Raw genomic sequence first — 23826 nt, 5'->3', positions numbered from 1 at the left:
TTTTTCAATCCCAACTCGCAGAAGCAGAATTACCAATCACAACATTTTGAATTTTGCGTCTATAATGATTATAATGATAGAAAATAGATAAGAGGGTGCAGAAAATGGAACATTTGCCTACTTCATTACTGACGGATATATTAACTGAAAAAATCAAAAGGGATTCAAGTGAACAATACGGGGAGTTTGTCAGCTCGCTTAACTCGTTGACAGAAAACCAAAAAACCATGGAGGACCTCAAACAATTCGATCACCATTTTGATAGGTTCCTGCCACAGCTCGATTTAATGATTTCCACTCAAAACCATGAAGCGATCATGAATATGAAAGCGACGCTTTTGGACCTATTCGCCAATGACTTAACCTTCAAATCCATCTATCTTCTATCCACCGCATTATCGAATAAAAAAGAACTTACACACTTGAACCAATTTATGTACCCGGTTACTTACTGGGCCCCGGTGATCAAGTCAAACGAATTGCTTAAAAGCGCAGGCTGATTCAAATAAAAAAAACTGCCAAAGGTCTAACCTCGGCAGTTTTTTATTTATCCTGAAGTATGTACTGATCAAACGACATACCCTAATATTTTTAAACGGTTCTCAACAAAACTCAGCGCATATTGAAATACATCATCACGTTCTGGTTCATTGAAGATTTCATGATATAGCTTAGGCCATTCCTTATATTGCTTTTCACTGGCCAAGTTATAATTAAACCACTCACGAACCGCCTTCTTGTTCACGACTCGGTCATCTCCGCCCTGCATGACCAAAAGCGGCACATCCTGGAAATCAGGAATTTCTTCAAAAGCATCCTTCATAGCCTGTGCAAGCTCGCGATACCAGCGAACCGAAACCTTTGTGATATATAATGTATCATTTCTATCGGATTCACGAATTTCCGCACTTCTCGTCGCCATTTCAGGTGTCAATCCGGATTCAACCCTGAACTTAGGCATCACGATATTCAAACCATGCGAGATAGTTGTCAGGAACTTCGGCGGCTTCGTCACGAGGCCCAAGCATGGAGAAGAAAGAATCACCCCTGCAATGTCCCATTCCTCTTCCTGAAGAAGGCGTATCGAAATCAAACCGCCCATGCTGTGTCCAAGTAAAAAGACCGGCAACGAATATTCGTAAGCCTCTTCTATCCAGCTTTTCACTTCGTCCAAATACTCATCAAAGGAATCGATATGTCCCCGGTAGGCGCGAGTTGTCATACCCTGCCCAGGAAGGTCGCCCATGACGACATGGTATCCAGCCGAAAGCCACATTTGTGTTACCCACTTATAACGTCCGTGATGTTCCATTGCCCCATGAATGATGACAATGACGCCCTTTGCGTCTCCTTCTGTCTCCCATTTCCACATTCGAAATCCCCCTTTCACTTTTAACTTGTTGTGTACGATCCATGATAGTTAAAATAATATATATAAATTATAACCATATTCGTGATTTTCGACAAAAAAGAAATCTAACAAGTTGTACATTGCTATTATAAATAGCCAAGTGTATTTGCATACGGTATATTAAAATAATACATAAAAACATTCACTTCGGAAAGGAAATGATTAAAAATGATTATTTATCCGTATAAAGGCAAAGAACCTGAAATCGCCGAAAGCGCTTATATTGCTGAGAATGCTGTCGTGACAGGTGATGTCAAAATTGGCGACGAAACATCAATTTGGTTCAATTCCGTCATTCGCGGTGATGTATCCCCAACCATCATCGGGAAAAAAGTCAGTATACAGGATAACAGCGTCCTGCACCAAAGCCCAAATAATCCATTAATCATCGAGGATGAAGTAACCATTGGCCATCAGGTCATTTTACATAGCTGTAAAATCCGTAAAGGAGCTCTGATCGGCATGGGATCGATTGTACTTGATGAAGCTGAAATCGGCGAAGGAGCCTTCATCGGTGCCGGCAGCCTCGTTCCACAAGGTAAAGTCATTCCACCGAACATGCTGGCATTCGGACGCCCAGCTAAAGTCATTCGCGAAATCAACGAAGAAGATCGCCAGGATATGGAACGCATCGTTCGCGAATATGCCGAAAAAGGACAATACTATAAAACCGCGGAACGCATAAAGTGAATTGACTGAAAGTTACGAGTATTGTACTCAAACTCACGAGTATTTGCTACAAACTCACGAGTATTTGCTACAAATTCACGAGTATTTACTCCAAACTCACGAGTATACGCTCTAAATTCATGAGTATATGCTCTAAACTCATGAGTATACGCTCTAAACTCACGAGTATACGCTCTAAAATCTCGAGTATACGCTCTAAAATCTCGAGTACTTGCTACAAACTCTCGAGTAACGCTTCAACCTCACGATTTGATGACCCAAACAAACTTGTAAACGACTTTAACTCACGAGTTTTGCACGTATTTTATATTTCTTTGGGATTTCTTGAATTATTCCCGCTGACGGCAAAATTAATCCACAAAAAAAAGGTGTCCCGCAAATTGCGGGACACCTTTTTTATATGATTTACGCTTGTGCTTTTAATGTTTCTGCTTTGTCCGTGCGTTCCCATGGAAGATCGACATCTGTACGGCCAAAGTGTCCGTAAGCAGCTGTTTGTTTGTAGATCGGGCGACGAAGGTCAAGCATTTTGATGATGCCAGCTGGACGAAGGTCGAAGTTAGCACGAACTAGGTCAACAAGGACTTCTTCGCTAACTGTACCAGTTCCGAACGTATCAATTGAAATCGATACAGGCTCTGCCACACCGATTGCGTATGCCAATTGAACTTCCGCTTTGTCGGCAAGGCCGGCTGCCACGATGTTTTTCGCAACATAACGAGCAGCGTATGCAGCAGAACGGTCAACTTTAGTAGCATCCTTACCAGAGAATGCACCGCCGCCGTGACGAGCGTATCCACCGTAAGTATCAACGATGATTTTACGTCCAGTAAGACCAGCATCCCCTTGAGGTCCGCCAATTACGAAACGGCCAGTCGGGTTGATGAAGTATTTAGTTTGAGCATCGATCAATTCAGCTGGAACGACCGCTTTGATCACATGTTCTTTTAGATCGGCTTGAATTTGTTCAAGCGTAATTTCAGCATCATGCTGTGTAGAGATAACGATTGTATCTACACGTACAGGACGGTTATTCTCATCATATTCCACAGTTACCTGTGTTTTACCATCAGGGCGTAAGTAAGCAAGAGTTTCATCTTTACGAACTTGAGCCAGGCGGAATGAAAGTTTATGCGCCAATGAAATCGGAAGCGGCATAAGCTCTTCTGTTTCATTACAAGCAAATCCGAACATAAGACCTTGGTCCCCTGCACCGATTGCATCGATTTCTTCCTCTGACATGTTTCCTTCACGAGCTTCCAATGCTTTATCGACTCCAGCTGCGATATCGGCAGACTGCTCATCAATGGAACTCAACACTGCACAAGTTTCAGCATCGAAACCGTATTTCGCACGTGTGTAGCCAATTCCTTTAATCGTATCACGAACGATACGCGGAATATCCACGTAAGCGGACGTTGTAATTTCACCAGCAACAAGTACAAGGCCTGTTGTTACACTAGTTTCACACGCAACACGTGCATTTGCATCCTTAGCTAGGATAGCATCTAAAATGGAATCTGAAATCTGATCACAAATTTTGTCCGGATGGCCCTCTGTAACAGATTCAGAAGTAAATAGACGTTTCTTTGACATCATATTTCCTCCTTGGAAGTTAGTATGTTGTAGGCATAAGCCTGATTTTTACGGAACTCGTTTCCCTCATTAGTTTCAACTATAGACACAGAATTACTTATGAAAAACACAAAAACCTTCCCTGGCAAATGAGGAAAGGTTTAAAATTCTGTCTTCTATCCTTTCACTCTTATCGTTCAAGGGTTTTTACCTTGCTCAGGTTAGCACCATCACCACTATTCCTTGAAGATCTTCGCTTTATTTTCGGCGATCGATCTTGGAGTCAAGTTCAATATGGCAGGTTGCTGGGTTTCAAAGGGCCTGTCCCTCCACCAACTCGGGATAAGAGAATCCGTACAATTTAAGATATTATCGTATCTGGTTGGAATTTGTCAATGCTTTTCTAAAAAGAACATTTCCGCCCAGTATGGCTTTCTTTTGAAAAAAGTGTTGATACAGCGTTTTTGAAGGGTTTACAATGCAAAATACGAATAGAAATGTTGGAAATTGCCATTAATAATAAGTATTAAGCATACGAAAAACGACTTCACCATTGGAAATATATTGCTTACTTACTTCCTATTAAAATAAAATTGACTTCATTAAAGTATATGTGATAATCCTGACTCGGTTCCTGCCGGAATAAAATGATTAACGTGTCCAGCTGAAAATAATCACAAATTAGAAGAAATAGTATAGACTATTTAAATGAATGTGTTATACTAATTGTAATCTAAAAACTTAAACAAAGGAAGGTACCTCATATATGAATTCTGTAGATGTTTCTAATGAGTTACACCAGTTATTAACAGGAAACAATGTGCAAACTCAACTTTCAGTTCCTCAATTGGTCGAAAAAGTATTAAGCAGAAATGAAGGCGTTTTAACATCAACCGGCGCAGTAAAAGCTGAAACCGGCAAATATACTGGTCGTTCACCTAAAGATAAATTTATCGTGGAAGAAGCATCCGTTAAAGATAAAATCGATTGGGGTTCAGTGAACCAGCCAATTTCCGAAGATGTGTTCAATAAACTATATAATAAAGTAGTTGACTACCTAAAAGCAAAAGAAGAGATTTTTGTTTTTAAAGGTTTCGCTGGTGCAGACGAATCATCTCGTCTTCCAATCCGTGTTGTTAATGAATATGCTTGGCATAACCTTTTCGCCCATACTTTGTTCATCCGTCCAAATGAAGAGGAACTAAGAGGTCACGAAGCTGAATTCACAATCCTTTCTGCACCTAACTTCAAAGCAGACCCAGAAGTGGACGGAACCACTTCCGAAACTTTCATCATCGTTTCATTTGAACGACGTACCATCCTGATCGGCGGAACGGAATATGCAGGAGAAATGAAAAAATCGATCTTCTCGATCATGAACTACTTACTTCCAGAGGCTGGAATCCTTCCAATGCATTGCTCTGCTAACGTAGGACGTGAAGGGGACGTCGCTTTATTCTTCGGTCTGTCCGGTACAGGCAAAACAACTTTATCAGCAGACACTAGCCGTAAACTGATTGGCGATGACGAGCACGGCTGGTCTTCTAATGGCGTATTCAACATCGAAGGCGGCTGCTATGCGAAAACGATCAATCTTTCACGTGAAAAAGAACCACAAATTTTCGATGCAATCCGTTTCGGTGCCGTATTGGAAAATGTTGTTGTTGATCCGGATACACGTGAAGCGAACTATGATGACAGTTCATTGACTGAAAACACTCGTGCTGCTTACCAAATGCAAGCGATCGATAACATCGTGAACCCAAGTATTGCAGGACATCCAAATACAATCATTTTCTTAACAGCTGATGCTTCAGGCGTTCTGCCTCCAATCAGCAAGCTTTCCAAAGAACAGGCAATGTTCCACTTCCTAAGCGGATACACTAGTAAATTGGCTGGTACTGAAAGAGGCGTAACTTCACCGGAGGCTACATTCTCCACTTGCTTCGGATCTCCATTCTTACCTCTTCCAGCTCAACGCTATGCTGAGATGCTTGGTGATAAAATTGACGAGCACAATGCAAAGGTATACCTTGTCAACACTGGATGGACTGGCGGAGCATACGGAACTGGAAGCCGTATGAAACTTGCTTACACTCGTGCAATGGTACAAGCGGCACTTGAAGGTGAATTAGCGAACATCGAAACGATCAAAGATGATATCTTCGGCTTGGATATCCCGCTTCATGTTCCTGGTGTTCCTGATGAAGTGCTTCAGCCAATCAAGACTTGGGCAGATCCTGCCGCTTATAAAGAAGCAGCAACGGACCTTGCCGCACAATTCCGTGCTAACTTCAAGAAATTCGGCAGCGTTCCAAGTGAAATCGAAGAACTTGGCGGACCGACAGCTTAATAAATTGTACACAAAAGGACCAAGCTCTTGCTTGGTCCTTTCAGTTTGTCGACAAGAAATGTCTCATCCCGAACCATGATTTCAAAACATTTCTTCGTTATCCTTCATTCATTGTTTACTTTTTGAATGGAATCCTCAGAAATTTGCTACACTCCTGCCACTCGCTCTCCAAAACCCCGCTAGATACATCTGCGAGGAGTCTTGGCAGACAGTCGGCGGAAATGAAGCGGATATAATTCGTGGACCTTAAAAAATAAATGCTTCGGAGTCTGAATAGTTAGGTGTAGATCGAATAAATTCGTGGACGGTCGAATTTAGTGCCGTGTACGTCGATTTACTGCGACAACGGTCGAATTTAGTGCCCTGTAGGTCGATTTACTGCGGTGAACGGTCGAATTTAGTGCCCTGTAGGTCGATTTTCTGCGACAACGGTCGAATTTAGTGCCGTGTACGTCGATTTTCTGCGACAACGGTCGAATATAGTACCGTGTAGGTCGATTTTCTGCGACAACGGTCGAATTTAGTACCCTGTAGGTCGATTTTCTGCGACAACGGTCGAATTTAGTGCCCTGTAGGTCGATTTTCTGCGACAACGGTCGAATTTAGTGCCCTGTAGGTCGATTTTCTGCGACAACGGTTGAATTTAGTGCCGTGTAGGTCGATTTTCTGCGGTGAACGGTCGAATTTAGTGCCGTGTAGGTCGATTTTCTGCGACAACGGTCGAATTTAGTACCGTGTAGGTCGATTTTCTGCGACAACGGTCGATTTTAGTGCCCTGTAGGTCGATTTTATGCGGTGAACGGCCGCATAATGTGCCCTGTACGTCCAATAACGGCGTCTTAGGTCAATAAGTACGGTTTAGGCCGAATAATGGCGGCAACGGCCTAATATATGGCTAGCCAAGCCCCCTCCAGATTGTTTGGCGGGGGCTTGGCGGAAATGGAGCGGATTTAAACTGAAACGTTTCCACAGTTTCTGAAAGGACCAAGCTCTCGCTTGGTCCTTTTCTTCATTGATTTTCTGCCTTCCGTTCTTCCTGCCAGATGATGCTATTCAAAAAGGGCACTGTCATAGTCAGCGCCCCTTAATCCTTATTACAATATCGATATTTGTCCAAGTTTTTAGATGATCGCTTTATTCCTGGCTTTTTTCATGGACATCGTTTTGTATTGATATATATTGCCCAGATTGGCCACCGGGACATCTGTTTTAGTTGCATCAATACAATTGCGTGTATCCAAAATCAATTTATTTCTCATGAGATTTGATAGATTATCATAATCCATTTGTTTAAATTCATCATGGTCGGTCAGGACAAGTATCAAGTCGGCATCGTTTACAGCGTCTTCCACTGATACGACTGGCATCTTTCCAGATTGGACATGAGGGTCATGCAAGGATACATCCATGTTTTCCATCCCCATCAAGATATTGACGACATCAATGGCGGGACTTTCACGAATATCATCTACATTTCCTTTGTATGCAAGACCGAAAACAGCTACTTTTGGCTTCCGGATCCCCTCTAGCATCATCCTTACGGAATTAACGATATAATAAGGCATCGATACGTTGGTATCGCGGGCCAATTTAATGATTCTCGCTTGCTCTGGTGCCTTTGCAACGACGAAATACGGATCGACCGCTAAACAATGGCCGCCAACTCCTGGTCCTGGTTGGTGAATATTTACACGAGGGTGTTTGTTTGCCATCGATATGACATCCAAAACATTGATATCCAGCTCGAAACAGATTTTCGTCAGCTCATTCGCAAGGGCGATATTGACATCCCTGAAGGTGTTTTCCATCAGTTTGGACATTTCAGCCGTTTTCGCATCCGTCTGAATGATTTCTCCTTGAACGAAGGTTTTATAAACAAGACTTCCTTTATACGAGCATGTTTCCGTGATGCCCCCGACGATACGGTTATTATGAACCAACTCTTCAAGGATCCTTCCAGGTAAAACACGCTCCGGACAATGAACTAGGAAAATGTCTTTTCCGATTGTAAGGCCCGACCTCTCGATCATCGGTCTAATATGATCATCCATGCTTCTTGGCGCAATCGTCGATTCAATAATGATGACATTCCCTTTTTTGATAAAAGGAAGAATGTTTGAGGTTGCATCCATGACATGAGTTAAATCACATGATTGATGCATGTCCTTTTTATTTGGAGTAGGAACTGCGATAATGAAAACATCCGCTTGTTCCGGGCTTAACGCAGCTCGGAACTTATTGGAATTAAGCACTTCTTGCAATACCTCCTCCAATCCAGGTTCTTCGATATGGAGCCTGCCGCTATTCAAATTGGAAATAATCTCAGGATGGATATCCACGCCGACAACATCGACACCGTGTTTCGCAAACATTAAAGAAGTCGGAAGTCCTATATAACCAAGTCCTATTGTACAAAGTTTCATATAAACCACTCCTATCTATTTTTCTGCTACACTCAAATTTGTTAGGCTGTTTGATAGATTTCGATAAAGATTTCCTTCTCTTGTTTCCAATTGTATTTCTGCCGCGCCTTCAGGCAGTTATTGCTCATTTCCGCCCTTTTTTCAGGATGTTTCAATAAGTAATTGACGCCTTCGGCAATTGATTTTGGATCATGTGAATCGACACATACACCGATTTTTTCCGTATCGACAACCTTTTGAATTTCAGGAAAGCTGCAGGCAACCACAGGCACACCGCTCATCATGTATTCAAACAATTTATTTGAAGAAGCGGAGTAGTGATTAAAGCAGACATTATTCAATATCTGAAAACCTAAATACGCATTTTTTGTATAATGGAGCAGCTCGTCGACCGGAACCTTCGGTAAGAACTTCACACGATGCTCCAGATTCATGTCGCTTACTTTTTTCATTAAATCATCCTTGATTCTTCCATCTCCGATAAAAACTACCGTCCCGCCCTCAATCATCGGTACAGCATCAACCAATTGCTCTAACCCTCTTCCCATTTGAACGCCGCCTTGGTATAACAAAATCGGTTCATTCTCTGGCAAATCGAGCAGCTCATGCAAATTCACGGCCGTACTTTCCTCCGGATTGGTTGGAATCGGGTAGTTATGGACCACCTTGGGATACAGACCATATAAGTCTTCGTTATACTTAGCTCTCGTATGGTTTTCGGCAATCATTTCATCCACGAACATTAATAGGAATTTCTCCATCATCCCGTAAATTCGGCTATTATATCCCGTTCTGCTCGTTTGTACTTCATGCGAGTCATAAATCAGCTTTTTCCTTCTCAACCATTTACTGCTGATCGCTCCCTGCATGAGCGTATTCAAGTCATTTGAATGATAAAAATCATATTTCCTTTTCCGGCCATGATAGATCATTTGACCAAAAATGTAGCTCCTCGTTAATAGTGTCGGCAGCTTCGTTTTAGTGATCATCAGGGTGCCCATCGCAAGGAGTGCAAATGAGCCGAACAGTATTGCCGATCCCAACCAGCCGTTGATCAAGTTCAAGTTCCACAACGTATTCCAGACCAATAAGGCCAATAGAACGATTTCAAACTTCTTTTTCTTCAATTTGCCTACGATCCTGAGAATCCTATGAAGCGCATCCCAGCGATTATTCACCCTAGTGACAGTGAAACCATTTTCGTGTTTCTCCTTTTTGGGCAAACCCTCGATTTTCCAGTTATGAATGGCAATTAAATCGACTTCATAACCCGCTTCAGTAAGTGCTGTGCATTCTCTTAGAACCCTTGCATCGTTTGTAAAGTGATTCCACACGAACATACATACATTCTTCGCCATGTTGTCCTCCACTTCCGAATTTTTCAGCCTGACGCTTCCATCACATTGATGAGACCTTTAATATTTTTAGACCATTGAAAATGTTGTTTAGCATACCGATGACCGTTTTCCCCCAGTTCTTCACGAAGGGCTGGATCTGAGGCCATGGTCAAGATATGCTGACAGATTTCATCAACATTTCTGCTCTCTGCCACCAACCCGCATTTCGCCTCTGATAGCATCTTCTTGGCTCTGCCGTCCACATCACCGACAATGGGTATTCCGACACACATATAATCGATGATTTTACCAGGCAGCACCTTATTGAAGACTTCTTTTTCAACCAAGCTCACATAGGCAATATGGGACGTTGAAACTTCATGAAGAGTCACTCTTCGATTCATCGCATTAATCATCTTAATATTTGTCAGCCCTCTAGAGCTTATCTCCTTCTCCACTTCGGATATCCGATATCCATATCCAATCATCGAGAACTCGATTTGTTTATGTTCCCTTAGCTTTTCAGCTACGGCTATCAGCTTTTTCAAGTCCTGGGCCAGTCCGATATTCCCCGCATAAACGACCTTGATTACCTTTTCCGATACAGGTGTAAGCAAGTTCTTTAACGTCAGCTCATCCGCAGTAAGCGAATTGGGGATGTATTGGATGGCCTCTTCCTTGACTCCCTTTGCAACGATATAATCCCTGAAACCAGGACTATTGATGATAATGAAATCTGAAAGCCGATATAGCTTCCTTTCCAGGAAGAAAGCGATTTTCAAAACCCACTTATTATTAAATACTCCTACTCCTATCAACGATTCCGGCCATAAATCCCTGACATCGGTAATGAGTTTCGCCTTCATCTTTTTCTTGGCGATCAACGCCGCCAGTGTCGGGAAGATTGGCGGAGTCGTGGCAAACACGTAATCATATTTTTTTTCGAGACGGATGATTGTATAAATGAAAAGCCACATCGCTTCAAGATAATGAAGCAACCGCTTCCCCATATTGCTTGTATACCTCTTCACTTTGTCCGGTTTAATCCTGATGACATCTTCTTCAATGCTTTCTTCATCCCAAAACTTTGTATCTTGATATAAACTTTGATTAGGATAACTCGGCTTCAATGTGATGACCGTTACCTCAAATCCGTTTCTTTTCAAATGGAGATATATATTTTTCATTCTATTTCCCGCACTTCCGATTTCCGGATAAAAGTTTTGCACGATCATCAGGACGCTTTTCATATTCGCCTATCACCTCTATTCTGCTTTGCTTACTTCCTGCTTTATATTGTAAATGCCAGATATTAACTGGAGGTTAAAGAAATATAAAGTCCCTATTAATATTGTAAAAATTCTGTTAATTATTGTTTCATTTTTATATTTCCCATGAACTTCCCGTTATAATGGGGGAGACATTCAGAAGGGGAGGAAATGAGCATGCCTAAACAACGTATTAAGGTCATGACCGTATTTGGTACAAGACCAGAGGCTATCAAAATGGCACCAGTCGTTTTGGAACTGAAAAAGCATCCAGAAGAAATAGAAACCATCGTGGTGGTCACCGCCCAGCATAGGGAAATGCTCGACCAAGTCTTGCAATGTTTTAAAATAAAGCCAGATCACGATTTGGATATGATGAAGGATAGACAAACATTAGAAGAGATTACAACTCGAGGGCTTGAAAAATTGAGTTCTCTCATGAAAGATATAAAACCGGATATCGTCCTCGTACATGGGGATACAACAACAACTTTCATTGCAAGCTTGGCCGCTTTCTATAATAAGATACAGATTGGTCACGTTGAAGCTGGTCTCCGGACTGGTAATAAGTATTCTCCATATCCTGAAGAAATGAATAGGCAGCTGACAGGTGTCCTGGCTGATTTGCACTTTGCGCCAACAAATCAGGCGGCAGAGAATCTAATTTTGGAAAATAAAAAGAGTGATTGTATTCATATTACTGGAAATACGGCAATCGATGCGTTGAAAACAACAGTACGGAAAGATTATGAACATCCGATTCTATCTGGTTTGAATGGGGATCGCATGTTATTGATGACAGCGCACAGACGAGAAAATATCGGAAAACCAATGGAAGAAATATTCCGTTCCGTCAAACGGCTGCTTGAAGATCACAAGGATATCCAAGTTGTTTTCCCGCTTCATAAAAACCCAGTAGTCCGTGAAATTGCTTACCGGATTTTTGGTGAAACACAAAGACTTCACTTAATAGAGCCGCTTGAGGTGCTTGATTTTCATAATTTTGCGGCGCATGCCCATCTAATATTGACAGATTCCGGAGGTGTGCAAGAAGAAGCTCCCTCACTTGGTGTTCCTGTCCTTGTGTTACGCGATACAACAGAACGTCCGGAAGGAATCGATGCTGGTACCCTTTTATTGGCTGGAATTGAGGAAGAACGAATTTATGAATTAGCCACAAACTTACTTACAAATGAAGAAACCTATAAAAAAATGGCGACAGCCTCCAACCCATATGGAGATGGATTCGCTTCACGACGCATAGTTGAAATCCTATTGAAACATTGCGGAATGAAGTCCCCCCTTCCATTATGAAAGAAAAATATAGTAATGAAAAAATCCTGTCACGTAAGCGGCAGGATTTTTTCATTACAAGGTGGATTCGCTCCAGATTAAAAAGCATATTAAAAAAATGAAGGAAGTTACATCTGCGAAGCTTGTTTTGACAAGAAAATTTGATTTTAATTTTTTGGATGAGGAAATGAACATGACTCACAATCGAAAATGCAGCTAAGCCCCCGTGAATATAAAGGAGGATAATATCTCCCTGTCGAATTGATAGTCATGACATGAAACAGGAGGATTAGTATGAAAAATCAAGTTACCCCCTATTTAATCTTCGATGGACAAGCAAAAGACGCATTAGCCTTTTATGCAGAAGTATTTCAAGCAGAGATTACCGATATGCAAACCTACGGTGAAGCTGATTTCCCAACACCTGAAGAAGCGAATGAACTTGTTCTGCATGCAAAAATCAAAAAAGGCGATATGTTGATCATGGTATCCGATACTTTTCCAGGCAATCCCTTTGATGCCGGGAATAATGTAGCATTGGTCCTCGAATGTGAAAGCGACTCGGAAATCCAGCATTTATATGAGGTTATGTGTGAACAAGGATTATCCTTAATGGAACTGCAAGATACCTTTTGGGGAGCTAAGTATGGTAAGGTCAAGGATAAATTCGGCATTCACTGGGACTTGAATTTCACAAAATGAATGTAAAAATGGTCGAAAATACGCCTTGTATCCCCGGCCATTTTTAATAGGAATTCATTCGCTGAACACTCCATCAAAAGATATGAAAATAATTAAGGACATTTTTTCCAATCAATAAAATCGTGACGCAAATAAATAATATACGGACATAGGAAGCACCTTTCTTAATTGCGAAGTTCGTTCCTACCAATGCTCCCGCGACCATTGCAAGACCCATCGGGATTCCATAGGCAAAATTGACGGTCCCCATAGATAAAAAAATGATAAGTGCGGCAATATTGCTGCCAAAATTCAATATTCTTGCATTCCCGGCAGCCTGGACAAAATCAAACCCAATGATCAGAAATGAAAATAATAAAAAGGAACCTGTGCCTGGTCCAAGAAAACCATCATAAAAACCAATTGCAAATATTATGACTATCAAAAGAATCATTTTCTTCCTTGTCAGCCCTTTATACTTTGCATCTTTACCCCAATCCTTTTTTACCAACGTATAAATCGCGACAATGACCAGCAAGATCAAAATGAGGGGCTTCAATATCTCTGCGGAAACGAAGTGTACAATGTATGCTCCTAACGCCGCTCCAATCACGGTGATCGGAAACAACTTGATGACGAATTTGAAATCCACTTTTCCAGCCCGAATGAATGAAATCGTACTCGTTAAAGAACCCATGGTACCCGCCAGCTTGTTAGTGGCAAGTGCCGCTGAAGGCGAAATCCCCGTGAACAATAAAGCAGGAATGGAAATTAGCCCGCCCCCGCCCACTACGGAATCGATGAATGCGGCAATAAAACCCGCAAGTACTAAAAATAGCAAAGTATAGAGATTGATATCCTCCATGTATTCCCCTTCTTTCAAAAGCACTATCTAAAATGTCATTACTCTTTTTCATTTAACCCTTCCTCTGAAATGACAGTGAATCCATGCCGTCTAAGCAAAGCCGCGGTCACTCCATTCCCGACCTTCTTCTCCCCCTTGAATTCCCCATTATAAATCGTGGCACTCCCACAGGATGGACTATTTTCTTTTAAAATGACTAACGTTGCCCCTACCTCCTGGGCTTTCAATAACGTAAGATTCGCTCCCTTTATGTACAATTCCGTTACATCCCGGCCCGACTTTTCGATGATCTTCGCTTTTCCATCAAGGACATCGCCACCTTCACCGCCGACTATCTCAGCAGGCTCCCTCGGTGTCGAAAAACCGCCAAGCAACTCAGGACAAACCGCTATAGCCTTTTTCTCCCTCATTAATTCCATAATTCCATCATCCAGGCTATGTGTACCATTGTATCTTACCTCAAGCCCCGCCAAACAAGCACTCACCAAAATCATCAAATCACCCCACCTCATGCGCTTTCCACCATTTTACCACGTAGGTTGGATTATTGGTGCAGAGGTCGAATGATGAGCGGTTACGGTCAATTTGTTGATGCGTGGGTCGATTTATGGGCGGTTACGGGCGAATCTATTGGTGCGTGGGGTGAATTTTAAGCGATTACGGTCGATTTTGTTGATGCGTGAATCGATTTATAGGCGTGTATGGTCGAATTGTTGGTGCGTGGGTCGATTTATGGGCGTGTACGGTCGAATTGTTGGTGCGTGGGTCGATTTATGAGTGTGTACGTCGAATCTATTGGTGTGTGGGTCGAATTATATGCGGTTACAGTCGAATCTATTGGTGCGTGGGTCGATTTATATGCGGTTACGGTCGAATCTATTGGTGCGTGGGTCGATTTATATGCGGTTACGGTCGATTTTGTTGGTGCGTGGGTCGATTTATGAGTGTATATGGTCGAATTGTTGGTTTACAGCCTGAATTTTTCGCACATCTGGTCGAATTCTGCCACACAATCAAAAAAAAGCGCTTGCAGCGAAGGCGATTCCCGGCAAGCGCTTGTCTATTTAGTTAGTTGAGTTCAGTGATAGTAGTTGGTACGTAATGATGGTCTTTTCACTGGTCCATTCAATTTTTTGGATAACGGCTGTTCCGCTTGAATCAGATTGAATCGTTTTGCGGACATCGATTGGAATATCGATAGGGTATAACCTGTAACCAGCTTTCGACAGCCGAAAAATGTTTTCTTCTTCACGGGTTTCGTTCCCTTTTGTAACGATCATGGTATTTAGCTCCATAGGCATGCCCATGTGTATCTCCTCCTCTTGCCAATATACTTAGTATATCCTTCATTCTATCATTATTCGGTTTTACTTTTCATCCAAGATGTTAAATCTTCGACTACTTTTCTGTTCACGGCAGGCGGGAAGTAATGCGTGAATTGAGGGAAATACCAGCTTTCGACCTCTTTGTCATGCATTTTCAACCTTTTTTCCAGCCGGTACGCGTGGTCTATGGCGACATTGTCATCTTTTTCACCATGAATGATCAGTACGGGTACATTCAAATCTTCAATCACAAACAATGGCGTACGGTATTCATATTGATCGGGGCATTTTTTAGGTGTTCCGCCGATGACACGCTTCATCATCCGACGCATATCGACCCGTTCGACATATGTTAAAAACATATCCGACACACCTCCCCATGTGACGATCGACGCAGCATTCCTGCAGTATATCCCAGTCCAAAGGGCCATGATGCCTCCACGGGAAAATCCGAGGATATGAATGTGATCCTTGTTCACTCGGGGGTGCTGTTCAAGAAGATTGAATCCTGATATCGCATCGAATCGATCTTCGCCACCAAAATCCTCATCTCCCTCCCCGCCTTGATTTCCACGGTAAAAAGGAGCAAAAACGATGAAACCTTCTACAGCATACTGCACGATCCTTGCAGGCCTCACCTTGCCGACATTTTTAATCCCGCCGCGTAAATATAAGAAGGCGTCATGTATTTCGCCATCAACCGGTTCAGCCAGCAACCCTTTTACCTTCAGGCCTTGTGATATGTACGTAACTGAATAAAGATGGATTCGTGGATGCGGTGATGGAAACCGCTGCTTTGAAATAATCGTTCCGTTCTCCAATTTCCACTCTCCTTTCTCTTTATTCTTATTGTAAAACATCCGCTTGTTTTTATCCCCTGAGAGGCATTCACATTTTTTTCTTCCGTTCATACGATAATGTAGGCAAAATACCTATATATCAAGGAGGAAGGAATTTTGAAAAAATGGTGTAAAGCAGGTGTCGTATTTTTACTTCTGTGCGTGCTGGTGATCCCTCTTGGCGCATGCGGCAACAAAGAACAGGAAACAACGAAGGTCAGGGTTGCCGAAGTAACCCGCTCCCTTTTCTATACACCGCAATATGTAGCGATTGAAAAAGGTTTTTTTAAAGATGAGGGCCTCAGCATTGATTTGAAAACGACGGCAGGCGGCGACAAGACGATGACCACGCTTCTGTCCGATGGGGCGGATATTGCTCTCGTTGGCTCCGAAACATCGATTTACGTTCAGGCACAAGGCTCGAACGACCCCGTCATCAACTTCGCTCAATTAACACAGACGGATGGAACGTTTCTTGTTTCACGTGAAAAAATTGACAACTTCAATTGGGATATGCTGAAAAACTCTACATTCCTCGGCCAGCGCAAAGGCGGGATGCCGCAAATGGCCGGCGAGTTCGTATTGAAAAAACATAACATAGACCCGAAAAAAGATTTGAACCTCATCCAGAATATTGATTTTGCGAATGTCGCAACTGCTTTCGCTTCCGGGACCGGCGATTTCGTTCAACTGTTCGAACCAACGGCCAGTGTGTTTGAAAAAGAAGGAAAAGGCTATATCGTCGCTTCTTTCGGTACCGAGTCCGGGCATCTTCCCTATACAGTTTATATGGCTAAGGAAAGCTATTTGAAAGAAGACAAAGAGACTGTCGAAAAATTCACGCGGGCGTTGAAGAAAGCACAAGATTGGGTTCAGGAAAACGATGCTGCCGAAATTGCCGAAGTCATTCAGCCGTATTTTGAAGATACCAATCCCGAGACGATGGAAACAGTTATCAACCGCTACAAAGAACAAGGATCCTTTGCCACCGATCCCATTCTTGATGAAGAAGAATGGAACAATCTGCAAAACATCATGGATGAAGCAGGCGAGCTTCCATCACGTATAAGCCATGAAGAGCTGGTCAATACCGACTTTGCTGAAGAAGTCACTAAATAACATAGCAAAAGGTAAGGAGGATGTCCGATGAGCTTTTTAAAAATCCAAGACATTCACCATACTTATTTTTCAAATCAGACGGCAGCGACCGCACTTGCGGACATTTCCCTCGACATTGAAAAAGGTGAATTCGTCTCTTTTCTAGGTCCGAGCGGCTGCGGAAAAACCACCCTGCTTTCCATCATCGCCGGGCTCTTTCCGCCCACTTCAGGAAAGATCCTGCTCGAAAACAAACCGCTGAAAGCCAACAGCGACCTTTCAATCGGCTATATGCTGCAGCAGGATTATCTATTTCCATGGAAGACGATAGAAGAAAATATATTATTAGGATTGAAACTGATTAAAAAAGATGAAGGACTTGAGAGAATAAAAACGCTTAAACTTTTAAGTGACGTTGGATTGGGAGGCACCGGAAAATTATATCCGCGCGAACTATCGGGAGGAATGAGGCAAAGGGCTGCACTGGCACGGACACTTGCGGTCGACCCAAAAATCCTTTTGCTTGATGAACCGTTTTCGGCTCTTGATTACCAAACCAAGTTGAAGCTGGAAGACCTTGTTTTTGAAACTCTTAAATCCTTCGGAAAGACAGCTGTGCTCGTCACCCATGATATCGGTGAAGCCATTGCAATGAGTGACCGCATCTATCTGTTTTCCGCGAACCCGGGAAGCGTGCACAAAACCTTCAAGGTGCCCGATGAACTGCGGGAACTCTCACCTTTCCATGCACGCAACCATCCACAGTATCCGACGCTATTCCAAACGATCTGGAAGGAGCTTGAGAGCCTTGAATATTGAACAGCTTCATAACCAATATAAAACCTCATTAAAAAAAGAAAACAGGCTCATTCGCTTTTATCAGATCCTGATTTTCATCGTTTTTTTCAGCAGTTGGGAACTTTTATCCAGAATGGAAGTGATCGACCCGCTCATCTTCAGCTCCCCAACTAAAGTGTGGCATCTTTTCATACAGAAATTGGGTGATGGAACACTTCTATCCCATTCCGGAGTGACCCTATTCGAGACAGTTCTCGGCTTTATCATAGGGACACTGCTTGGAACGATCCTGGCATCCCTGCTATGGTGGTCGCCAAGATTATCCAAAACTCTTGACCCCTATCTCGTCATTTTAAATGCCATGCCGAAAGTGGCACTCGGCCCCATCATCATCGTAGCATTCGGCCCTGGCTTTCCATCCATCATCTCGATGGGGGCGATCATCTCCATCATCATCACCACCATCGTCGTCTACACCGCATTTCGCGAAGTGGACCCGAACTACCTGAAGGTGCTCCAAACTTTTGGCGCCACAAGAACACAAGCTTTTCGGGAAGCCATATTACCCGCCTCCTTCCCAACGATCATCTCAACATTGAAAGTGAATGTCGGCCTCTCCTGGGTCGGCGTCATCGTAGGGGAATTCCTTGTTTCAGCCAAAGGACTCGGCTACCTAATCATTTATGGCTTTCAAGTCTTCAACTTCACCCTCGTAATGCTTTCCTTAATGATCATTGCCGTATTTGCCACAATCATGTATCAACTAGTAGAACTGCTCGAGAGAAAATTAATCAAAGACTAACCAAACTGCCGATAAACCTCGGCAGTTTTTCATTCATGCTTGAGGTGAAAAATGAATTTAGTTGAGTTTCGGATGTTTTACTCGTGATAAGGCTTTACTCGTGAGTTTCGGTCATTTACTCGTATGTTTCCGCGATTTACTCGTGAATAAGGCTTTTACTCTTGAATTTCGGCGTTTTACTCGTGAATTCCGGCGATTCAATCGTTTCTCAGCAAATTGCCTTCACCCAATCTTGATAGGCTCAACGGTACAATTTCATCTTTCATGATGAAGCTAAACTCCTCACCGAGTACATCCGGCAATGCTTCCAAAAAGACCGGGCCGTCCGTTTCGAGGTAATTTTGTTTCTTTTCTAACCCACGCAATGCAGCAAAGTATATCGATTTAACAAATGGCTTGACTGGATGATGTACCTTATATTGTCCCAAAAATTGCAGCTGGCCCACCAAGCCTCCTGTTTCTTCATACACTTCACGTATGGCTGTTTCTTCAATCGATTCCCCTGCTTCCCGTTTACCTCCAGGGAACTCCAATCCCCGTTCTCTGTGTTTGGTCAATACCCACCTGCCCTTATATCTGCTGAGTACAAAAACATGCCAAGATTCTCCAAAGACAGGATTCTCGGAGAATTCGACTTTATATCCGTTCTTATCAAGAAAACGTTTCATTTTTCCCCTTCTCTCCGTATAAGAAATAATGCTATGCCCCTTCATTCATTATATGGGTAAAAAAAACTACTATCCAGCAAGAACCCATCAAAAAACGATGGCCCCTCAATATTCGAGGCCATCGTCTGTTGGTTTTGCCTGTAAAATCCCCATGCTTTCTATATGCCTTCTTCCTTCTTCAGTACCCAGGGCATAAATCATCTCATAAATTTTTTGGAGTGTTATATCCTGTTTATCATTTTCACGGTCAAAATGATATTGAAGGTATGGGACATGTGCCCGGTAAAAATTTTCTTCCCCTACTGAATAGTTATAATCAAATAATTCACGTAATTTTATGATTTCATTATCTGTCGCCTCGATCTCGAAATTCCATGGAGAACTTTCCTTATCTTGTGTTATCTGCCCATTTGGAAGCCAAATGTAATATTTTTTCCTGTTTTCAGACACATCCATCCACCCTTTCCATATATCCTACTACGCTTATTTTTCACGTATTTCCCCACTTCATACAATGGAAAATTTTGTTTACAGAAGAACAAAGATGTTAAATAATAGATTAAAGTATCTTTCAAAGGGTAAAACATATAATAAGCCCAAGCATCCCTTAAGATTTTTATATGCACCCAGAGTTTTTTTTGATAACCTACATATAAAGAGATAACGGATTTCTAATAAATGTGAGGTGAAAGTTTTGAAGTTAATTGAAGAATTATACAATATGTACCGTGATAAGATGACTGGTGATGAAGAAGATATTGATATGCTTACTTTTGCGGTTCTGGAACAGCTTGACCGCAAGGAAATTTTCGAATTGCTTCAAGAGATGGATGATCAAGAACTGACCAATTTGATGGGCCTTTACATTATTGAAACGTTAAAAGGGAAGTTCGCTCAAAATAGTATGAGCGACACGAAACCTACACATTTTCCGCCTAGGAATATTCATTAAATACATACCATGTCAGGTGTCCCTCTTTTGATGGATGCCTTTTTTATTGTTTTAACCAAAAAAAAAGCCCTACCGAAGCAGGGCTTTTCCTAAATCTTATTGTCCTAAATACGCACGCAGCATCCAAGCATGTTTGTTTAAGCTTTTCTTCATGCCTGTCAGCATATCAGCCGTAACCGGATCTTCTTGTTCGGCAACTTCGATGATTTCCAAGAACTCTTCGGAGAGCTTCTCAAAATCACTGATGACGCTTTGAACCATATCTTCTGTATTTTCATTTCCTGTCGCTTCTTCGATCGTCGTTAATTCCATGTACTCTTTAAGGGTAGCAACCGGCTTTTCACCAATGGCCAATAGTCTTTCGGCCAATTCGTCATAGTTGGATGTCACTTCTTTGTATAATTCTTCCAGTTTTTGGTGAAGTTCAAAGAAGTGCGGTCCATTCACGAACCAGTGGTAATTATGAATTTTCGTATAAAGAACACTGAAGTTTGCAATTTCCTTATTCACTAAAGTTCCTAATTTTTTCTGAGCCATAAATATCTACCTCCGTAAGTTGGTTATACCTTTATAATTCCCTCTATTCTAAAATTGAAACATTATCTAACTCGGTTCTTATGCTAAAATGAATCTAAATTGTGAACGTTAGGAGCTGTAAAGTATGATTACGGTTTTAGTTATCTCCATTATTGTGATTCTGATTGTATTGGCATTATCGGTCTTAACAATCGGAAAAGGTTATAGCTACAAGCATACAGTGGATCCGGTCGAACCTTTGCCAGAGGATGAGGGAAAAAAAGAAGAACCCGAAAAATGAAAAAAGTTCCTGTCACAAAGGACAGGAACTTTTTTATTAACCGAAAACTTTATGAAGATCTTCTTTATCTTGTGCAAGCCAGAAATTCATTAATTTCTTAGCTCCTTCAAGATCATGCAATTTTGCTTGGCCGCATTGTTTTTCGTTTGCAGCAGGAATTTCAGTAATTGTAACAGCATCCTTGAAAGTATCTTCAAGAACATCGATGATTTCCGTCACTGTCGGCTCGCCGCTGACCACAAGGTAATATCCTGTTTGACATCCCATTGGCGAAATGTCGATGATATCAAAGTGATCGAAGCGCTCGGAATGCTTACGGATATTGAATGCAAGCAAGTGTTCCAGAGTATGGATCGTATCCGGCTTCATCGCTTGTTTATTTGGCTGACAAAAACGGATATCAAATTTATTAACAACACCGTCTGTTCCTACCTTATGGACACCGCAATGTCTAACATATGGGGCTTTAACAGCGTTATGATCTAATTCAAAGCTTTCAACTGAAGGCATTTAATTCACTCCTTAATTGTATGTCATCTCTATTTTACCTTGAATAACAATATATTTCATCCTTTAAAATTAATTCTCATTATATCAATCGGATTACCAATATGCTTATTCCTTTTTTACCCTTATTGGAAATTTAGAAAATATGCTATAATTGAGGGTAGTCAATTTACTCGAAAAGAGATGAAAGCATCGTGTTGAAAAAAATATTAATGGGAATCATCCGTTTTTACCAAGTTGCTCTTTCTCCATTAAAACCGCCCACCTGTCGTTTTTATCCAACTTGTTCCCATTATGGTTTGGAAGCGATCAATCGTTTCGGACCTATAAAAGGAAGCTGGTTATCACTCATCCGGATTCTTAAATGTCATCCGTTTCATCCAGGCGGCATTGACCTTGTTCCCGAAAAAAAAGAAAAAAGTGAGGACCAATAGAAAAAACCCTTGCTTTCTTTTGCAATCTTTTGTATCATACAGAAGTCAAATCGTAATCATTTCGTTTTTACCACATAAAATTCAAATCGTAATCAATACGAATTATAAAGGAGCATTTCATATGAAAATTCGAGCATTGCTCTCGCTTTTCCTTGTTACTGCGGTATTTCTTTCAGCCTGCGGCAACTCAAAGGGAGAATCGAGTAAAGAGGAAAACAAGGATGCCTTGGATATATATACGACGGTTTACCCTTTACAATACTTCACTGAGGCCATTGGCGGGGAATACGTGAATGTCGAGACGGTTTATCCTCCAGGAACGGATGAACACTCATTCGAACCCTCTCAAAAAGATATTGTAAAGATGGCTGAATCAGACCTGTTTTTCTATATTGGCTATAATCTTGAAGGCTTTGTAACCAAGGCTGAACCAATTCTAAGCAAAGAAGGCGTCAGCACAATTGCGGTAGGCGAAACGGTTCATCTTGATGAAGAGGAGCATGAACATGAAGAGGAACATGCTCATGAAGAAGACGGCCATGACCACGGGGGCGTTAATCCTCATTTGTGGTTAGATCCCGTCTATTCCATTGACATGGCTAAAACCATCAAGGACGAATTAACGAAAAAAATGCCGGAACAGGAAGAATATTTCAACAGCCATTTCAATGAGCTTTCCGAAAAGCTTGAGGCACTTGATGAAAAATTCGCGACGACGATCGAGTCGGGCCGTACCAATAAGATCATCGTTTCCCATTCTGCATATGGTTATTGGGAGGAGCGCTACGGGTTGGAACAAATTGGCGTCACAGGACTAACGACTTCAAACGAACCTTCTCAAAAGGAACTGGGGAAAATCGTAACCATGGCTGAAGAAGAAGACTTGAACTACGTCATCTTTGAGCAGAATATCAGTTCTAAACTTACCGAAATCATCCAAAAGGAAATGGGAGCGAAATCACTCGAGCTCCATAACCTTTCCGTGTTGACGGATAAAGATATCGAAGCTGGCGAAGATTACTTCAGTTTAATGGAAAAAAACATCAAGACACTGCAAACTGCCTTGCAATAGACGAGAAAGAAGCGGATCCCTTTGGATCCGCTTCTTTTTTGTACCTCGGTACTCTAAACAGTTCTTTTTCATTTTGTCAGCTTATTTGTGTTGAAGTTTCGGTTCCTGGCAAAGCATGATAGCTTCCTGTTCTTAACCAACCTATGATAAGCTATAATTATTACAATTTATGGAATATTTTAATGCGAGCTTAGAGAGGAGAAAATATGAAAAAGATCATAAATGGAAGTTTAACGTTTCTACTCCTATCGATGCTAGTTGCTTGCACGGATGAAAAAGATGATTACGCTAGAATTCATCCGAATCTTTTGCCAAGTGAGGGTCATACGTATTCGCTCCAAGCCGTTGGGAAAGAAATTACATTTGATTTACTAGAAGAGAGTAATATAACCAATGTGGGCCCAATTACAAATGAAGCATCTTACAAGTCATTGAATGAGCAATATCCAAAACTTGAATTAAAGAAAGAACCCGCATTCATCGTGTTTGATGAAAATGGTTTGGTATTAAAAACATATGATTATGAAGAGATGATTGAGTTTTTACAAAATCCAGATGAGTAATTCTATCGGAAACGATAAAAAAGAAGGGAACCCCTTCAATGGGATTCCCTTACGT

General features: G+C 41.8%; 27 protein-coding genes and 1 riboswitch. Of the genes, 14 read left to right on the top strand and 13 right to left on the bottom strand.

Annotated elements, in window-relative coordinates; translation table 11 throughout:
* The first annotated feature begins 104 nt into the window (after positions 1–104).
* Positions 105–500, top strand: a complete 396-nt coding sequence (locus ACYP5M_RS22810; RefSeq protein WP_434167966.1) for a hypothetical protein — start codon at positions 105–107, stop codon at positions 498–500.
* A gap of 68 nt (positions 501–568) precedes the next feature.
* Here ACYP5M_RS22810 and ACYP5M_RS22805 read toward each other — a convergent pair whose 3' ends face one another.
* On the bottom strand, positions 569–1372 hold the full coding sequence (locus ACYP5M_RS22805) for an alpha/beta hydrolase (protein WP_101225561.1): 804 nt from the start codon (positions 1370–1372) through the stop codon (positions 569–571).
* Positions 1373–1582: 210 nt separating this feature from the next.
* Here ACYP5M_RS22805 and ACYP5M_RS22800 point away from each other — a divergent pair, with 210 nt between their 5' ends.
* Positions 1583–2101 carry a gamma carbonic anhydrase gene (locus tag ACYP5M_RS22800; RefSeq protein ID WP_063234974.1) on the top strand — a complete coding sequence of 173 codons (519 nt, stop codon included), beginning with the start codon at positions 1583–1585 and terminating at the stop codon, positions 2099–2101.
* A 405-nt stretch (positions 2102–2506) separates the two neighbouring features.
* On the opposite strand, the gene metK is transcribed toward ACYP5M_RS22800, so the two are convergent.
* Positions 2507–3700 (bottom strand): methionine adenosyltransferase, encoded by a 1194-nt coding sequence (gene metK / locus ACYP5M_RS22795; protein ID WP_241594195.1) that lies wholly within the window; start codon positions 3698–3700, stop codon positions 2507–2509.
* Positions 3701–3863: 163 nt separating this feature from the next.
* Positions 3864–4025: riboswitch (SAM riboswitch) on the bottom strand.
* 417 nt (positions 4026–4442) lie between these two features.
* On the opposite strand from metK, the gene pckA reads away from it, so the two are divergent.
* The gene (gene pckA / locus ACYP5M_RS22790) at positions 4443–6029 is read left to right on the top strand and encodes a phosphoenolpyruvate carboxykinase (ATP) (RefSeq protein WP_101225563.1); all 1587 of its coding nucleotides are present in this window, start codon (positions 4443–4445) and stop codon (positions 6027–6029) included.
* Positions 6030–7150: 1121 nt separating this feature from the next.
* Here the strand turns inward: pckA and ACYP5M_RS22785 are convergent.
* The 3 genes from ACYP5M_RS22785 to ACYP5M_RS22775 are packed head-to-tail and all read right to left on the bottom strand — an operon-like array spanning position 7151 to position 11039.
* Complete coding sequence (locus tag ACYP5M_RS22785) at positions 7151–8452, bottom strand: nucleotide sugar dehydrogenase (RefSeq protein WP_101225564.1); 1302 nt, start codon at positions 8450–8452, stop codon at positions 7151–7153.
* A gap of 41 nt (positions 8453–8493) precedes the next feature.
* A complete protein-coding gene (locus ACYP5M_RS22780) occupies positions 8494–9810 on the bottom strand; it encodes a glycosyltransferase (protein ID WP_101225565.1) in 1317 nt (438 codons plus the stop codon).
* Between the two features lie 23 nt (positions 9811–9833).
* Positions 9834–11039 carry a glycosyltransferase family 4 protein gene (locus ACYP5M_RS22775; protein ID WP_363320614.1) on the bottom strand — a complete coding sequence of 402 codons (1206 nt, stop codon included), beginning with the start codon at positions 11037–11039 and terminating at the stop codon, positions 9834–9836.
* Positions 11040–11234: 195 nt separating this feature from the next.
* Between ACYP5M_RS22775 and wecB the strand changes: the two genes are divergently transcribed.
* Both wecB and ACYP5M_RS22765 read left to right on the top strand, forming a co-directional pair.
* Positions 11235–12371: a non-hydrolyzing UDP-N-acetylglucosamine 2-epimerase gene (gene wecB / locus ACYP5M_RS22770; RefSeq protein ID WP_459735555.1), complete on the top strand. Its 1137-nt coding sequence runs from the start codon at positions 11235–11237 to the stop codon at positions 12369–12371.
* A gap of 273 nt (positions 12372–12644) precedes the next feature.
* On the top strand, positions 12645–13052 hold the full coding sequence (locus ACYP5M_RS22765; RefSeq protein WP_101225568.1) for a VOC family protein: 408 nt from the start codon (positions 12645–12647) through the stop codon (positions 13050–13052).
* A 73-nt stretch (positions 13053–13125) separates the two neighbouring features.
* On the opposite strand, the gene ACYP5M_RS22760 is transcribed toward ACYP5M_RS22765, so the two are convergent.
* Complete coding sequence (locus ACYP5M_RS22760) at positions 13126–13896, bottom strand: sulfite exporter TauE/SafE family protein (protein ID WP_459735554.1); 771 nt, start codon at positions 13894–13896, stop codon at positions 13126–13128.
* A 38-nt stretch (positions 13897–13934) separates the two neighbouring features.
* Positions 13935–14390, bottom strand: coding sequence for a 2-thiouracil desulfurase family protein (locus ACYP5M_RS22755; protein WP_434169736.1), 456 nt, complete (start codon positions 14388–14390; stop codon positions 13935–13937).
* A gap of 279 nt (positions 14391–14669) precedes the next feature.
* Between ACYP5M_RS22755 and ACYP5M_RS22750 the strand changes: the two genes are divergently transcribed.
* Positions 14670–14840: a hypothetical protein gene (locus ACYP5M_RS22750; protein ID WP_459735553.1), complete on the top strand. Its 171-nt coding sequence runs from the start codon at positions 14670–14672 to the stop codon at positions 14838–14840.
* 120 nt (positions 14841–14960) lie between these two features.
* Here the strand turns inward: ACYP5M_RS22750 and ACYP5M_RS22745 are convergent, their stop codons facing one another.
* Both ACYP5M_RS22745 and ACYP5M_RS22740 read right to left on the bottom strand, forming a co-directional pair.
* Complete coding sequence (locus tag ACYP5M_RS22745) at positions 14961–15203, bottom strand: DUF2584 domain-containing protein (RefSeq protein ID WP_101225571.1); 243 nt, start codon at positions 15201–15203, stop codon at positions 14961–14963.
* Between the two features lie 50 nt (positions 15204–15253).
* Positions 15254–16042 carry an alpha/beta hydrolase family protein gene (locus ACYP5M_RS22740; protein WP_434167970.1) on the bottom strand — a complete coding sequence of 263 codons (789 nt, stop codon included), beginning with the start codon at positions 16040–16042 and terminating at the stop codon, positions 15254–15256.
* A 135-nt stretch (positions 16043–16177) separates the two neighbouring features.
* On the opposite strand from ACYP5M_RS22740, the gene ACYP5M_RS22735 reads away from it, so the two are divergent.
* From ACYP5M_RS22735 to ACYP5M_RS22725, 3 genes are read left to right on the top strand one after another with little or no spacing between them, the layout of a single operon-like run.
* Positions 16178–17179 carry an ABC transporter substrate-binding protein gene (locus tag ACYP5M_RS22735; protein WP_459735552.1) on the top strand — a complete coding sequence of 334 codons (1002 nt, stop codon included), beginning with the start codon at positions 16178–16180 and terminating at the stop codon, positions 17177–17179.
* Between the two features lie 27 nt (positions 17180–17206).
* The gene (locus ACYP5M_RS22730) at positions 17207–17977 is read left to right on the top strand and encodes an ABC transporter ATP-binding protein (protein WP_459735551.1); all 771 of its coding nucleotides are present in this window, start codon (positions 17207–17209) and stop codon (positions 17975–17977) included.
* Entirely contained in the window at positions 17967–18758 is a 792-nt protein-coding gene (locus ACYP5M_RS22725; RefSeq protein ID WP_230178500.1) for an ABC transporter permease, read from the top strand. The genes ACYP5M_RS22730 and ACYP5M_RS22725 overlap by 11 nt, the downstream gene beginning before the upstream one ends.
* Before the next feature lie 197 nt (positions 18759–18955).
* Here ACYP5M_RS22725 and ytkD read toward each other — a convergent pair whose 3' ends face one another.
* The gene (ytkD, locus tag ACYP5M_RS22720; RefSeq protein ID WP_434167973.1) at positions 18956–19426 is read right to left on the bottom strand and encodes an RNA deprotection pyrophosphohydrolase; all 471 of its coding nucleotides are present in this window, start codon (positions 19424–19426) and stop codon (positions 18956–18958) included.
* 105 nt (positions 19427–19531) lie between these two features.
* Positions 19532–19882, bottom strand: a complete 351-nt coding sequence (locus ACYP5M_RS22715; RefSeq protein WP_397315920.1) for a hydrolase — start codon at positions 19880–19882, stop codon at positions 19532–19534.
* Positions 19883–20111: 229 nt separating this feature from the next.
* Between ACYP5M_RS22715 and ACYP5M_RS22710 the strand changes: the two genes are divergently transcribed.
* Positions 20112–20378, top strand: a complete 267-nt coding sequence (locus ACYP5M_RS22710) for a DUF6154 family protein (RefSeq protein ID WP_370020242.1) — start codon at positions 20112–20114, stop codon at positions 20376–20378.
* Between the two features lie 96 nt (positions 20379–20474).
* Here ACYP5M_RS22710 and ACYP5M_RS22705 read toward each other — a convergent pair whose 3' ends face one another.
* Positions 20475–20915 carry a Dps family protein gene (locus tag ACYP5M_RS22705; RefSeq protein WP_137023247.1) on the bottom strand — a complete coding sequence of 147 codons (441 nt, stop codon included), beginning with the start codon at positions 20913–20915 and terminating at the stop codon, positions 20475–20477.
* Between the two features lie 124 nt (positions 20916–21039).
* On the opposite strand from ACYP5M_RS22705, the gene ytzI reads away from it, so the two are divergent.
* Positions 21040–21195 carry a YtzI protein gene (gene ytzI, locus ACYP5M_RS22700; RefSeq protein ID WP_101225577.1) on the top strand — a complete coding sequence of 52 codons (156 nt, stop codon included), beginning with the start codon at positions 21040–21042 and terminating at the stop codon, positions 21193–21195.
* Between the two features lie 36 nt (positions 21196–21231).
* On the opposite strand, the gene ACYP5M_RS22695 is transcribed toward ytzI, so the two are convergent.
* Positions 21232–21705: an S-ribosylhomocysteine lyase gene (locus ACYP5M_RS22695; protein WP_034310515.1), complete on the bottom strand. Its 474-nt coding sequence runs from the start codon at positions 21703–21705 to the stop codon at positions 21232–21234.
* A 191-nt stretch (positions 21706–21896) separates the two neighbouring features.
* Between ACYP5M_RS22695 and yidD the strand changes: the two genes are divergently transcribed.
* The 3 genes from yidD to ACYP5M_RS22680 all read left to right on the top strand — a co-directional run bounded on the left by yidD (position 21897) and on the right by ACYP5M_RS22680 (position 23771).
* Positions 21897–22136, top strand: coding sequence for a membrane protein insertion efficiency factor YidD (yidD, locus tag ACYP5M_RS22690; protein WP_101225578.1), 240 nt, complete (start codon positions 21897–21899; stop codon positions 22134–22136).
* A 121-nt stretch (positions 22137–22257) separates the two neighbouring features.
* Entirely contained in the window at positions 22258–23208 is a 951-nt protein-coding gene (locus ACYP5M_RS22685; RefSeq protein ID WP_434167974.1) for a metal ABC transporter solute-binding protein, Zn/Mn family, read from the top strand.
* A 206-nt stretch (positions 23209–23414) separates the two neighbouring features.
* Entirely contained in the window at positions 23415–23771 is a 357-nt protein-coding gene (locus ACYP5M_RS22680; protein ID WP_434167975.1) for a hypothetical protein, read from the top strand.
* Positions 23772–23826: the final 55 nt, after the last annotated feature.

It is taken from the genome of Peribacillus sp. N1, assembly GCF_054600815.1.
Note: the sequence above shows the minus strand (reverse complement) of the source record. Positions and strands in the feature narration are given on the sequence as shown.

What these genes read in the sequence shown, in the direction of transcription:
- ACYP5M_RS22695 (WP_034310515.1), bottom strand. Translation starts at nt 21,705, where the DNA reads ATGCCTTCAGTTGAAAGCTTTGAATTAGATCATAACGCTGTTAAAGCC.
- ACYP5M_RS22805 (WP_101225561.1), bottom strand. Translation starts at nt 1,372, where the DNA reads ATGTGGAAATGGGAGACAGAAGGAGACGCAAAGGGCGTCATTGTCATC.
- pckA (WP_101225563.1), top strand. Translation starts at nt 4,443, where the DNA reads ATGAATTCTGTAGATGTTTCTAATGAGTTACACCAGTTATTAACAGGA.
- ACYP5M_RS22760 (WP_459735554.1), bottom strand. Translation starts at nt 13,896, where the DNA reads ATGGAGGATATCAATCTCTATACTTTGCTATTTTTAGTACTTGCGGGT.
- ACYP5M_RS22755 (WP_434169736.1), bottom strand. Translation starts at nt 14,390, where the DNA reads ATGATTTTGGTGAGTGCTTGTTTGGCGGGGCTTGAGGTAAGATACAAT.
- ytzI (WP_101225577.1), top strand. Translation starts at nt 21,040, where the DNA reads ATGATTACGGTTTTAGTTATCTCCATTATTGTGATTCTGATTGTATTG.
- ACYP5M_RS22685 (WP_434167974.1), top strand. Translation starts at nt 22,258, where the DNA reads ATGAAAATTCGAGCATTGCTCTCGCTTTTCCTTGTTACTGCGGTATTT.
- ACYP5M_RS22730 (WP_459735551.1), top strand. Translation starts at nt 17,207, where the DNA reads ATGAGCTTTTTAAAAATCCAAGACATTCACCATACTTATTTTTCAAAT.
- ACYP5M_RS22775 (WP_363320614.1), bottom strand. Translation starts at nt 11,039, where the DNA reads ATGAAAAGCGTCCTGATGATCGTGCAAAACTTTTATCCGGAAATCGGA.
- ACYP5M_RS22705 (WP_137023247.1), bottom strand. Translation starts at nt 20,915, where the DNA reads ATGGCTCAGAAAAAATTAGGAACTTTAGTGAATAAGGAAATTGCAAAC.
- ACYP5M_RS22745 (WP_101225571.1), bottom strand. Translation starts at nt 15,203, where the DNA reads ATGGGCATGCCTATGGAGCTAAATACCATGATCGTTACAAAAGGGAAC.
- ACYP5M_RS22810 (WP_434167966.1), top strand. Translation starts at nt 105, where the DNA reads ATGGAACATTTGCCTACTTCATTACTGACGGATATATTAACTGAAAAA.
- ytkD (WP_434167973.1), bottom strand. Translation starts at nt 19,426, where the DNA reads ATGAAACGTTTTCTTGATAAGAACGGATATAAAGTCGAATTCTCCGAG.
- ACYP5M_RS22680 (WP_434167975.1), top strand. Translation starts at nt 23,415, where the DNA reads ATGAAAAAGATCATAAATGGAAGTTTAACGTTTCTACTCCTATCGATG.
- metK (WP_241594195.1), bottom strand. Translation starts at nt 3,700, where the DNA reads ATGATGTCAAAGAAACGTCTATTTACTTCTGAATCTGTTACAGAGGGC.
- ACYP5M_RS22750 (WP_459735553.1), top strand. Translation starts at nt 14,670, where the DNA reads ATGAGTGTGTACGTCGAATCTATTGGTGTGTGGGTCGAATTATATGCG.
- ACYP5M_RS22780 (WP_101225565.1), bottom strand. Translation starts at nt 9,810, where the DNA reads ATGGCGAAGAATGTATGTATGTTCGTGTGGAATCACTTTACAAACGAT.
- ACYP5M_RS22785 (WP_101225564.1), bottom strand. Translation starts at nt 8,452, where the DNA reads ATGAAACTTTGTACAATAGGACTTGGTTATATAGGACTTCCGACTTCT.
- ACYP5M_RS22715 (WP_397315920.1), bottom strand. Translation starts at nt 19,882, where the DNA reads ATGGATGTGTCTGAAAACAGGAAAAAATATTACATTTGGCTTCCAAAT.
- wecB (WP_459735555.1), top strand. Translation starts at nt 11,235, where the DNA reads ATGCCTAAACAACGTATTAAGGTCATGACCGTATTTGGTACAAGACCA.
- ACYP5M_RS22765 (WP_101225568.1), top strand. Translation starts at nt 12,645, where the DNA reads ATGAAAAATCAAGTTACCCCCTATTTAATCTTCGATGGACAAGCAAAA.